Origin of the sequence: Streptomyces sp. M41(2017) (assembly GCF_002078175.1) — a bacterium.
GTDB lineage: Bacteria > Actinomycetota > Actinomycetes > Streptomycetales > Streptomycetaceae > Streptomyces.
In genome coordinates, this window is sequence record NZ_MWFK01000001.1 from 4903317 (window position 1) to 4915345 (window position 12029).

At 70.7% G+C, this 12029-nt stretch carries 11 protein-coding genes; all 11 read left to right on the forward strand.

The window, feature by feature from the left end; genetic code table 11:
- Positions 1-115: 115 nt before the first annotated feature.
- The 11 genes from B0675_RS21395 (at position 116) to B0675_RS21445 (ending at position 12027) form a co-directional block, all read left to right on the forward strand.
- On the forward strand, positions 116-1912 hold the full coding sequence (locus tag B0675_RS21395; RefSeq protein WP_081221926.1) for a DUF5941 domain-containing protein: 1797 nt from the start codon (positions 116-118) through the stop codon (positions 1910-1912).
- Complete coding sequence (locus tag B0675_RS21400) at positions 1909-2661, forward strand: phosphocholine cytidylyltransferase family protein (protein ID WP_081220419.1); 753 nt, start codon at positions 1909-1911, stop codon at positions 2659-2661. The genes B0675_RS21395 and B0675_RS21400 overlap by 4 nt, the downstream gene beginning before the upstream one ends.
- Positions 2649-3710 (forward strand): iron-containing alcohol dehydrogenase family protein, encoded by a 1062-nt coding sequence (locus B0675_RS21405; RefSeq protein ID WP_081220420.1) that lies wholly within the window; start codon positions 2649-2651, stop codon positions 3708-3710. The genes B0675_RS21400 and B0675_RS21405 overlap by 13 nt, the downstream gene beginning before the upstream one ends.
- Complete coding sequence (locus B0675_RS21410; protein WP_081221927.1) at positions 3688-4467, forward strand: CDP-alcohol phosphatidyltransferase family protein; 780 nt, start codon at positions 3688-3690, stop codon at positions 4465-4467. The genes B0675_RS21405 and B0675_RS21410 overlap by 23 nt, the downstream gene beginning before the upstream one ends.
- Positions 4464-5348: a glycosyltransferase gene (locus tag B0675_RS21415; protein ID WP_081220421.1), complete on the forward strand. Its 885-nt coding sequence runs from the start codon at positions 4464-4466 to the stop codon at positions 5346-5348. The genes B0675_RS21410 and B0675_RS21415 overlap by 4 nt, the downstream gene beginning before the upstream one ends.
- Before the next feature lie 99 nt (positions 5349-5447).
- A complete protein-coding gene (locus B0675_RS21420) occupies positions 5448-6377 on the forward strand; it encodes an ABC transporter permease (protein WP_081220422.1) in 930 nt (309 codons plus the stop codon).
- Positions 6370-7149 carry an ABC transporter ATP-binding protein gene (locus tag B0675_RS21425; protein WP_081220423.1) on the forward strand — a complete coding sequence of 260 codons (780 nt, stop codon included), beginning with the start codon at positions 6370-6372 and terminating at the stop codon, positions 7147-7149. Before B0675_RS21420 ends, B0675_RS21425 begins: the two co-directional genes overlap by 8 nt.
- A 358-nt stretch (positions 7150-7507) precedes the next feature.
- The gene (gene hpnC, locus B0675_RS21430) at positions 7508-8410 is read left to right on the forward strand and encodes a squalene synthase HpnC (RefSeq protein ID WP_081220424.1); all 903 of its coding nucleotides are present in this window, start codon (positions 7508-7510) and stop codon (positions 8408-8410) included.
- Positions 8407-9357: a presqualene diphosphate synthase HpnD gene (hpnD, locus tag B0675_RS21435; protein WP_081220425.1), complete on the forward strand. Its 951-nt coding sequence runs from the start codon at positions 8407-8409 to the stop codon at positions 9355-9357. Before hpnC ends, hpnD begins: the two co-directional genes overlap by 4 nt.
- Positions 9358-9493: 136 nt before the next feature.
- Positions 9494-10900, forward strand: a complete 1407-nt coding sequence (gene hpnE / locus B0675_RS21440) for a hydroxysqualene dehydroxylase HpnE (protein WP_081220426.1) — start codon at positions 9494-9496, stop codon at positions 10898-10900.
- A complete protein-coding gene (locus tag B0675_RS21445; RefSeq protein WP_081220427.1) occupies positions 10897-12027 on the forward strand; it encodes a polyprenyl synthetase family protein in 1131 nt (376 codons plus the stop codon). The genes hpnE and B0675_RS21445 overlap by 4 nt, the downstream gene beginning before the upstream one ends.
- The last annotated feature ends 2 nt before the right edge of the window (positions 12028-12029 follow it).

The following is a 12029-nucleotide window of genomic DNA, read 5'->3' on the forward strand; positions in this document are numbered from 1 at the left end:
GTTCATCCGATAGCCTCTGCCGACACGCCGCCCGGGCCACCTCTGCAGGCCGGGGCTCTTCCCATCACGCACACGCCCGGCGCGAGGCCGCGCCGGCACCCAGGGAGTGAGTTCGCTGTCGACCGCCATCCTCACCGGTCAGCCGGTCCCCGGATCGTCGCTCGAAGGCGATCTGCGGTCGCTCGGCTTCGACGTGCGGCTCGCCTCCGACGCGGGTGAGACCGAGAGCCTGCTCGCCGCCGTGCCGGCGAACGAGCGGGTCGCCGTCGTCGACGCCCGCTTCGTGGGGCACGAGCACGCCCTGCGCCTCGGTCTCACCGACCCCCGCTTCGCGGCCTCCGCGCTGCCCGGCGCGGTGTCCGTGCAGCCCGAGGCCCGGCGGGCGCTGACCCGCGCGCTGGCCCGCGAGAGCTCAGCGAGCGGCGGCCTCGCCGTCGCCACCGAGAACCTCGCCGAACGCCTCACCGCCGCCCTCGACGCGGACGACGTCGCCGTGCACCGCCCGGAACTCGGCGCCCTCGTCGCCGTCGTCCCGACCGACCCGCAGGAACGCAACGAGGCCCGGCAGGCCGTCTCCTCGGTGGACGACGAGGCGATCCGGCTGCGCAGCGCCGTGAAGGCCCGCGACGGCTTCTTCACCACCTACTGCATCAGCCCGTACTCCCGCTACATCGCCCGCTGGTGCGCCCGCCGCGGCCTGACCCCGAACCAGGTCACCACCGCGTCGCTGGTCACCGCGCTGATCGCCGCGGGCTGCGCCGCCACCGGCACCCGCCCCGGCTATGTCGCCGCCGGACTGCTCCTCCTCTTCTCCTTCGTCCTGGACTGCACGGACGGACAGCTCGCCCGCTACTCCTTGCAGTACTCGACCCTCGGCGCCTGGCTGGACGCGACGTTCGACCGGGCCAAGGAGTACGCCTACTACGCGGGCCTCGCGCTCGGCGCGGCCCGCGGCGGCGACGACGTCTGGGCGCTCGCCCTCGGCGCGATGATCCTGCAGACCTGCCGGCACGTCGTGGACTTCTCCTTCAACGAGGCGAACCACGACGCAACGGCCAACACCAGCCCCACCGCCGCCCTGTCGGACAAGCTCGACAGCGTCGGCTGGACGGTGTGGGTGCGCCGGATGATCGTCCTGCCCATCGGTGAGCGCTGGGCGATGATCGCCGTGCTCACCGCGTTCACGACGCCCCGCATCACCTTCTACGCGCTGCTGGCCGGCTGCGCCTTCGCGGCGACCTACACCACGGCGGGCCGGGTGCTGCGCTCGCTCACCCGCAAGGCACACCGCACCGACCGGGCCGCCCAGGCCCTGGTGGACCTCACCGACTCCGGTCCGCTCGCGGAACTGCTGACCCGGGTCGCCCGCGGTGTCCCGCGCCTCGCGCCCGCCGCCGTCGCGTTCGTCGCCGGGGCGATCGTCGTGATCTGCGCCGCACTCGCCCCCTACGGAAGCTGGTGGCCGGTCCTCGGCGCCGCGGTCTACGTCCTGCTCTCGCCGGCCGCCCTGCTCAGGCCCCTGAAGGGCGCCCTGGACTGGCTCGTTCCGCCGTTCTACCGCGCGGCGGAGTACCTCACCGTGCTGGTTCTCGCGGCCGACGCGGACGTGAACGGAGCCCTTCCGGCAGCTTTCGGCCTGGTGGCCGCGGTCGCCTACCATCACTACGACACGGTGTACCGCATCCGCGGAAACGCCGGCGCCCCCCCGCACTGGCTGGTGCGGGCGACCGGCGGGCACGAAGGCAGGACGCTGCTGGTCACCGTCCTGGCCGCGTTGCTCACCGCCGCACAGTTCAAGGTCGCGCTCACGGTGTTCGCCGTGGCCGTGGCGCTTCTGGTGCTCATCGAGAGCATCCGTTTCTGGGTGTCCTCCGGGGCTCCCGCCGTACACGATGAAGGAGAACCCGCATGATCGGCCTCGTGCTGGCGGCCGGCGCCGGACGGCGTCTGCGTCCCTACACCGACACTCTTCCCAAGGCGCTCGTGCCGGTGGGTCCCGAGGGTGCGGAGGACTCGATCACGGTCCTGGACCTCACGCTGGGGAACTTCGCGGAGATCGGCCTGAAGGAGGTCGGCGTCATCGTCGGCTACCGCAAGGAGGCCGTGTACGACCGCAAGGCGGCGCTGGAGGAGAAGTACGGCCTCAAGATCACGCTGATCGACAACGACAAGGCCGAGGAGTGGAACAACGCCTACTCCCTGTGGTGCGGCCGGGACGCGCTGAAGGACGGCGTGATCCTCGCGAACGGTGACACCGTGCACCCGGTCTCCGTCGAGCGGACGCTGCTGGCCGCGCGTGGCGAGGGCAAGAAGATCATTCTCGCGCTCGACACGGTGAAGGAGCTCGCCGACGAGGAGATGAAGGTCGTCGTGGACCCCGACAAGGGTGTCCGCAAGATCACGAAGCTGATGGACCCGGCGGAGGCGACGGGCGAGTACATCGGCGTGACCCTCATCGAGGGCGCCGCGGCCGACGAGCTCGCCGACGCGCTGAAGACGGTCTGGGAGACGGACCCGCAGCAGTTCTACGAGCACGGCTACCAGGAGCTGGTGGACCGCGGTTTCCAGATCGACGTCGCGCCCATCGGCGACGTGGCCTGGGTGGAGATCGACAACCACGACGACCTGGCCAAGGGGCGTGTGATCGCGTGCCAGTACTGACGAGGCTCATCCCCTCGCCGGTCGTGGTCGACATCCGCGCGGGTGCCCTGGACGACCTGGCGAGCGTCCTGTACGACGAGCGGATCTCCCACTCCGGGAAGATCGCCGTCGCGGTCAGCACCGGGTCGGGCGCGAAGCTCCGCGAGCGCCTGACCCCGGCCCTGCCGGGTGCCACCTGGTACGAGGTCGGCGGTGGAACGCTCGACGACGCGATCCGGCTGGCCGACGAGATGCGGTCCGGGCACTACGACGCCGTCGTGGGCCTGGGCGGCGGCAAGATCATCGACTGCGCGAAGTTCGCCGCGGCGCGGGTCGGGCTGCCGCTCGTCGCCGTGCCGACCAACCTCGCGCACGACGGACTGTGCTCGCCCGTCGCCACCCTGGACAACGACGCGGGCCGCGGCTCCTACGGCGTGCCGAACCCCATCGCGGTCGTCATCGACCTCGACGTGATCCGTGAGGCGCCGATCCGGTTCGTCCGGTCCGGCATCGGCGACGCCGTGTCCAACATCAACGCGGTCGCGGACTGGGAGCTCTCCAACCGCGTCAACGGCGAGAAGATCGACGGTCTCGCCGCCGCGATGGCACGCCAGGCGGGCGAGGCCGTCCTGCGCCACCCCGGCGGGGTCGGCGACAACGACTTCCTCCAGGTCCTGGCCGAGGCGCTGGTCCTCACCGGCATCTCGATGTCGATCTCCGGCGACTCCCGGCCCGCCTCGGGCTCCTGCCACGAGATCAACCACGCCTTCGACCTCCTCTTCCCCCAGCGCTCGGCGAGCCACGGCGAGCAGTGCGGTCTGGGAGCGGCCTTCGCGATGTACCTGCGCGGGGCGCACGAGGAGTCGGTGTACCAGGCCGAGGTGCTGCGCCGGCACGGACTGCCGGTGCTGCCCGAGGAGATCGGCTTCACCGTGGACGAGTTCGTCCAGGTCGTCGAGTTCGCTCCGCGGACCCGGCCCGGGCGCTACACGATCCTCGAACACCTCGACCTGAAAACCCACCAGATCAAGGACTTCTACTCCGACTATGCCAAGGCCATCAGTAGCTGAACTCCGCCCGGTCGTTCACCCCGCGGGGGTCAAGGACCGGCGCAGCGGTGAGCACTGGGCGGGACGCCTGTACATGCGAGAGATCTCGCTGCGCTGCGACCGCTACCTGGTGAACACCAGGATCACGCCCAACCAGCTCACGTACCTGATGACTCTGTGCGGCGTGCTCGCGGCCCCGGCCCTGCTGGTGCCGGGGATCGCGGGCGCCGTGCTCGGACTGGTCATGGTCCAGCTCTACCTGCTGCTCGACTGCGTCGACGGCGAGGTCGCCCGCTGGAAGAAGCAGTTCTCGCTCGGCGGGGTCTACCTGGACCGCGTCGGCGCCTATCTGACCGACGCCGCGGTCCTCGTCGGCCTCGGGCTGCGCGCCGCCGACCTGTGGGGCGGCGGCCGGATCGACTGGCTGTGGGCCTTCCTCGGCACCCTGGCCGCCCTCGGCGCCATCCTGATCAAGGCGGAGACCGACCTCGTAGGTGTCGCCCGGCACCAGGGCGGACTGCCCCCGGTCCAGGAGTCCGCCGCCGAACCCCGCTCCTCCGGCATGGCGCTCGCCCGCCGGGCCGCGGCCGCGCTCAAGTTCCACCGGCTGATCCTCGGCATCGAGGCGACCATGCTGATCGTGGTCCTCGCGATCGTCGACCAGATCAGGGGCGACCTGTTCTTCACCCGGCTCGGCACCGCCGTGCTCGCCGGCATCGCCATCGTGCAGACCCTGCTGCACCTCGTGTCCATCCTCGCCTCGAGCAGGCTCAAGTGAGTACGGGCATGAAGGTCGGCGCGGTCGTCATCACCATGGGCAACCGCCCCGAGGAGCTGCGGGCCCTGCTCGACTCGGTCGCCAAGCAGGACGGCGACCGCGTCGAGGTGGTCGTCGTCGGCAACGGCTCGCCCGTGCCCGACGTCCCCGCGGGCGTCCGCACGGTCGAGCTGCCCGAGAACCTCGGCATCCCCGGGGGCCGCAACGTCGGCATCGAGGCCTTCGGCCCGGGCGGCACCGACGTCGACGTCCTTCTCTTCCTGGACGACGACGGACTGCTCGCCCACCACGACACCGCCGAGCTGTGCCGTCGTGCCTTCACCGACGACCCCCGCCTCGGGATCATCAGCTTCCGGATCGCCGACCCCGAGACGGGCGAGACCCAGCGGCGCCACGTGCCCCGGCTGCGTGCCGCCGACCCGATGCGCTCCTCGCGCGTCACCACGTTCCTGGGCGGCGCCAACGCGGTGCGCACGGAGGTCCTCGCCGAGGTGGGCGGTCTTCCGGACGCGTTCTTCTACGCCCACGAGGAGACCGACCTCGCCTGGCGGGCCCTCGACGCCGGCTGGATGATCGACTACCGGTCCGACATGGTCCTGTACCACCCGACGACCGCCCCCTCGCGGCACGCGGTGTACCACCGCATGGTGGCCCGCAACCGCGTGTGGCTCGCCCGCCGCAACCTCCCCGCGCTCCTCGTCCCGGTCTACCTCGGCGTCTGGATGCTCCTGACGCTGCTGCGCCGTCCCTCGCGAGCGGCCCTCAAGGCCTGGTTCGGGGGATTCCGGGAGGGGTGGAGCAGTCCGTGCGGACCCCGCCGTCCCATGAAGTGGCGTACGGTGTGGCGGCTGACTCGACTGGGCCGACCTCCCGTCATCTGACAAGCTCGATTCCGAGAGCGTCGGAGGCCGGCAACGGTCCCCGGCTCTCGCCTCTGCCCGATCCGGCCGTGCGCATCTTGAAGACGAAAGTTTCCACTTGTGAGTGAGACAACACATGACGGTGGAGTCGCGGTGAGCGACCGACCGTCGCCCGACGAAGGGCTCTCCGCGGCCGAGCTGGCCGCCAAGTACGGGCTCGCGGTCAGTGGCGCCCGGCCGGGCCTCGCCCAGTACGTCCGTCAGCTGTGGGGCCGGCGGCACTTCATCCTCGCCTTCTCCCAGGCGAAGCTCACCGCCCAGTACAGCCAGGCCAAGCTCGGCCAGCTCTGGCAGGTGGCGACGCCGCTGCTGAACGCGCTCGTCTACTACCTGATCTTCGGCCTGATCCTGAAGGCCAACAAGGGGCTGTCGCACGACGTCTACATCCCCTTCCTGGTGACGGGCGTCTTCGTCTTCACGTTCACACAGAGCTCGATCATGGCGGGTGTCCGGGCGATCTCCGGCAACCTCGGCCTGGTGCGCGCGCTGCACTTCCCCCGCGCCTCGCTGCCGATCTCCTTCGCCCTGCAGCAGCTCCAGCAGCTCCTGTTCTCGATGATCGTGCTGTTCCTCGTGGTGATCGCCTTCGGCAGCTACCCGGGCCTGTCCTGGCTGATGATCTTCCCCGTGCTGTTCCTGCAGTTCCTCTTCAACACCGGGCTCGCGCTGATCGTGGCGAGGATGGGTTCCAAGACCCCGGACCTCGCCCAGCTCATGCCGTTCATTCTGCGGACCTGGATGTATGCGTCCGGCGTCATGTTCTCCATCAGCGCCATGCTCGCGAGCAGCCCCGAGTGGATCGCCCGCGCGCTCCAGGCCAACCCGGCCGCCGTCTACATGGATCTGATGCGCTTCTCGCTGATCGACGGATACGGCTCCTCCAACCTGCCGCCGCACGTGTGGGCCATCGCCGTCTTCTGGGCCGTGGTCGTCTCCGTCGGCGGGTTCGTGTACTTCTGGAAGGCTGAGGAGAGGTACGGCCGTGGCTGAGCTCGAGAAGAGGTCGCACATCCCGACCGTCATCGCGGACGAGCTGCACATCGTCTACCGCGTGAACGGCGCCAAGACCGGCAAGGGCAGCGCCACCGCCGCCCTGAGCCGCATCGTCAAGCGCGGCGAGGAGCGCGGAGTGCGCAAGGTGCACGCCGTCAAGGGCGTCTCCTTCACCGCGTACCGGGGCGAGGCCATCGGCCTGATCGGTTCGAACGGCTCCGGCAAGTCGACACTGCTGCGCGCCATCGCCGGCCTGCTGCCCGCGGAGAAGGGCAAGGTCTTCACCGACGGCCAGCCCTCGCTGCTCGGCGTGAACGCGGCCCTGATGAACGACCTGACGGGCGAGCGGAACGTCATATTGGGCGGGCTCGCCATGGGGATGTCCCGCGAGCAGATCCGGGAGCGCTACCAGGACATCGTCGACTTCTCGGGGATCAACGAGAAGGGCGACTTCATCACGCTGCCGATGCGGACCTACTCGTCCGGCATGGCGGCCCGGCTGCGCTTCTCCATCGCGGCGGCCAAGGACCACGACGTCCTGATGATCGACGAGGCGCTCGCCACCGGTGACCGCTCCTTCCAGAAGCGCTCCGAGGCCCGCATCCGCGAGCTGCGCAAGAGCGCGGGCTCGGTGTTTCTGGTCAGTCACAACAACAAGTCGATCCGCGACACCTGCGACCGCGTGCTGTGGCTGGAGCGCGGCGAACTGCGCATGGACGGACCCACCGAAGAGGTCCTCAAGGAGTACGAGAAATTCACGGGCAAGTAACCCGTTTCGCCCAGGGCCCCGCCGGAACTCTCCGGCGGGGCCCTGCGTCTGCAAAGGAAAGGCCAACTCCGGTCGGCCGTAGGAATCTTGACGCCAATCGGTGTGTTGTTGTGATGTGCAGGACACCCCGGCGGAGTGTGCCGCGTTGTACAACGTAAGCTGTACCGGTGCTGAATCGCGTCAAGTAGGGCGATAATACGCGACACCCGGCACCGTCGCGCTGTGCGGATCTCCGGGCGGCGTGTCCGAAATGGGCAGGGTTGGGTCGGCAGTGTAGAACGGGAGATGTGACGGCAATGGCTACGGTGACTCTCCAGCTCCGCGATGCGTGTGCCGTCCCCGCGCCGGGCGGCCGGCGGTGACCGAAGCCGATACGGCCCGCACCGGTGACCCGGGGCGCGCCACCCTGGACAAAGCCGCGGACGAGAACTTCCCCGTGGCGCCCTTCTTCCTGCCCAGGGCCTGGCGCGACGACCTGATGGCGGTCTACGGCTTCGCGCGCCTCGTCGACGACATCGGTGACGGCGACCTCGCCCCCGGTGGCGGTGACGCCCGCCTGCTCGGCGTGTCGGCCGCCGAGTCCGAGGACACGTCGGTTCTGCTGGACGCCCTGGAATCCGATCTTCACCGCGTGTTCGACGCGACCCCGCGCCATCCCCTGCTGCTCCGTCTGCAGCCCACCGTCCGCCGCGCGGGCCTGACCCCTGAGCCGTTCCTCGGCCTGATCGCGGCCAACCGTCAGGATCAGCTTGTCAAGCGGTACGAGACCTACGACGACCTGCTCGCCTACTGCGAGCTGTCCGCGAACCCCGTCGGCCGGCTGGTCCTCTCCGTGACCGGGACGTCCACCCCCGAGCGGGTCCGCCACTCCGACGCGGTGTGCACGGCACTCCAGATCGTCGAGCACCTCCAGGACGTCGCCGAGGATCTCGGCCGCGACCGCGTCTATCTTCCCGCCGAGGACATGAAGCGCTTTCATGTCGTCGAAGCGGATCTCGCCGCCCCCACAGCAGGCGCATCGGTGCGAGCACTGGTTGCATACGAAGCAGAACGCGCCTTGAACCTCCTGAATGAAGGCACCCCCCTCGTGGGTAGCGTCCACGGCAGGCTGAAGCTGCTGCTCGCGGGGTTCGTCGCGGGGGGGAAGGCGGCGGTCCACGCGATCGTCGCCGCCGAATACGACGTACTGACAGGCCCGCCCAAGCCCGGCAAGCTCCAGTTGCTGCGCGAGGTGGGAGTGACTCTGCGAGGAAAGGGGTGATCCGGACCGTGGAGTCGGAACAGCACGTGTCCGCACCGGTACTCGCCGCGTACAGCTACTGCGAGGCAGTGACCGGTCAGCAGGCCCGCAATTTCGCGTACGGCATCAGGCTGCTGCCTACGGCCAAGCGCCGTGCGATGTCGGCGCTCTACGCGTTCTCCCGGCGTGTCGACGACATCGGCGACGGCACGCTGGCACCGGACGTGAAGGCGGTACGCCTCGAGGAGACGAAGGCGCTGCTCGCCCGCGTCCGTGCGGGCGCCGTCGACGAGGACGACACCGACCCGGTCGCCGTCGCCCTCACGCACACCGCCGAGTACTTCCCGGTCCCCCTCGGGGGCCTGGACGAACTCATCGACGGCGTGCTCATGGACGTACGCGGCGAGACCTACGAGACGTGGGACGACCTGAAGGTCTACTGCCGGTGCGTGGCCGGGGCGATCGGGCGGCTCTCGCTCGGTGTCTTCGGTACCGAGCCGGGGGCCCGCGGTGCCGAGCGCGCTCCGGAGTACGCCGACACGCTGGGGCTCGCGCTCCAGCTCACGAACATCCTGCGGGACGTCCGCGAGGACGCGGAGGGCGGGCGCACGTACCTGCCGGCCGACGATCTGGCGAAGTTCGGCTGCTCGGCCGGCTTCGACGGACCGACCCCGCCGCCGGGCTCCGACTTCGCGGGTCTGGTGCACTTCGAGGTGCGGCGTGCCCGTGCGCTGTTCGCCGAGGGCTACCGGCTGCTGCCCATGCTCGACCGGCGCAGCGGCGCCTGTGTCGCGGCGATGGCGGGCATCTACCGGCGGCTGCTCGACCGCATCGAGCGCGAGCCCGAGGCGGTACTGCGCGGCCGGGTCTCGCTTCCCGGACGCGAGAAGGCGTTCGTCGCCGTGCGCGGTCTCTCCGGACTCGACGCCCGCCACGTCTCCCGGCGCACCGTCCGGAGGCGCGCCTGATGGACAATAGGGGTCAAGGTGACACGACCGGCGAAAAGCGGCACGCAACCCTCCGGAGCCGGACGGCGTCCCTGACTGCAACGGCCCGCCGTGCGTCGTTCGATCACCATGGCGCGGCCCCAGGGGAGGGTGCACGATGAGCGAGGTCAAGGAGTCCGCGGACGACTCCGCCCGGTCCGCCGTGGTGATCGGCGGCGGACTCGCCGGCATCACCGCGGCGCTCGCGCTCGCCGATGCCGGAGTGCGCGTCACCCTGCTCGAAGGCCGGCCGCGGCTCGGCGGTCTCGCGTTCTCCTTCCAGCGCGGCGACCTCACCGTGGACAACGGCCAGCATGTCTATCTGCGCTGCTGCACCGCCTACCGCTGGTTCCTCGACCGCATCGACGCTGCCTCGCTGGCGCCTCTGCAGGATCGTCTCGACGTGCCCGTTCTCGACGCGGAGGCCGCTCCCGGGCGCAGACTCGGCAGAATCGGCCGCGACGCGCTGCCGGTGCCGTTGCACCTGGCGCGCAGCCTCGCGACCTACCCGCACCTCTCACTCGCCGAGCGCGCCAGAGTCGGCCGTGCCGCGCTCGCGCTCAAAGGACTGGATCTCACCGATCCGTCGCTCGACGCGCAGAACTTCGGCGACTGGCTCGCCGGGCACGGTCAGTCACGACGTGCCGTCGAAGCACTGTGGGACCTCGTGGGGGTCGCCACCCTCAACGCGGTGGCCGGCGACTGCTCGCTCGCCCTCGCCGCGATGGTGTTCAAGACGGGTCTGCTGTCCGACCCGGGCGCGGCCGACATCGGCTGGGCACGCGTCCCGCTGGGCGAACTGCACGACACCATGGCCCGCAAGGCGCTCGACTCCGCGGGCGTACGCACCGAGATCCGTACACGCGTCACCTCCGTCTCCCCTTACGAGAACGGGCGTTGGAGTGTTCAGGTTCCCGGCGAGCGCATCGACGCCGACGCCGTCGTGCTCGCCGTGCCCCAGCGCGAGGCCCACGATCTTCTGCCGGACGGCGCGCTCGACGCCCCGGAGCGGCTGCTGGACATCGGCACCGCGCCGATCCTGAACGTCCACGTCGTCTACGACCGCACCGTCCTCACCGCCCCGTTCTTCGCCGCGCTCGGCTCCCCGGTGCAGTGGGTCTTCGACCGCACCGAGGCGTCCGGGCTCCGCGCGGGCCAGTACCTCGCGCTGTCGCAGTCGGCCGCGCAGGACGAGATCGACGAACCCGTGTCGGCGCTGCGGGAGCGGTACCTCCCCGAGCTGGAGCGACTGCTGCCCGGCGCGCGCGGCGCCGAGGTGAAGGACTTCTTCGTGACCCGGGAGCGCACCGCGACGTTCGCTCCCGACCCGGGTGTCGGGCGGCTGCGCCCCGGTGCCCGGACCAAGGCCCCCGGCCTGTACCTGGCCGGAGCGTGGACCGCCACAGGGTGGCCCGCGACCATGGAGAGTGCGGTCCGCAGCGGCGTCGGCGCGGCGGGTGCCGCGCTGGGCGCGCTGGGACGGTCCCGCGATCATCTCCTCGGACTCTTCGAGGAGGCGGCATGACGCTCGAACAGAGCACGACAGGCCCCCGCACCCCCGGTATCGCAACAAGAGGAGAGACTGTGCCCACTGTGCCCCCGGCCGAAACGGCTGCCGACGCGGTGGACGTGACCGCGCTCCTGGAGCGCGGCCGGACCCTGTCCACACCGGTGCTGAAGGCGGCCGTGGACCGCCTGGCGGCGCCCATGGACACCGTCGCCGCCTACCACTTCGGCTGGATCGACGCCGAGGGCAACCCCGCGGACGGTGACGGCGGCAAGGCGGTCCGCCCGGCGCTCGCCGTGCTCTCCGCGCAGGCCGCGGGCGCCGAGCCCGAGGTCGGCGTCCCCGGCGCGGTCGCGGTCGAGCTGGTGCACAACTTCTCGCTGCTGCACGACGACCTGATGGACGGCGACGAACAGCGCCGGCACCGCGACACCGTCTGGAAGGTGCACGGCCCCGCCCAGGCGATCCTGGTCGGCGACGCGCTGTTCGCGCTGGCCAACGAGGTGCTGCTGGAGCTCGGCAGTGTCGAGGCCGGCCGCGCCACCCGGCGTCTGACCACCGCCACCCGCGCCCTGATCGACGGCCAGGCCCAGGACATCTCCTACGAGCACCGCGACCGGGTCAGCGTCGAGGAGTGCCTGGAGATGGAGGGCAACAAGACCGGCGCCCTGCTCGCCTGCGCCTGCTCCATCGGCGCGGTCCTCGGCGGCGCCGACGACCTGACCGCCGACACCCTGGAGCGGTACGGCTACCACCTCGGCCTGGCGTTCCAGGCCGTCGACGATCTCCTCGGCATCTGGGGCGACCCGGAGTCCACCGGCAAGCAGACCTGGAGCGATCTGCGCCAGCGCAAGAAGTCCCTGCCCGTGGTGGCGGCGCTCGCGGCGGGCGGGCCCGCCTCCGAGCGGCTCGGCGACCTGCTCGCCGAGGACGCCAAGGCCAGCGACTTCGAGAACTTCTCCGAGGAGGAGTTCGCCGCGCGGGCCGCGCTCATCGAGGAGGCGGGCGGCCGCGACTGGACCGCCCAGGAGGCGCGCCGGCAGCACGCCATCGCCATCGAGGCGCTCGACGCCGTCCCGATGCCCGACCGTGTGCGGGCCGAGCTCGTGGCACTCGCCGACTTCGTCGTCGTACGAAAGAGATGATC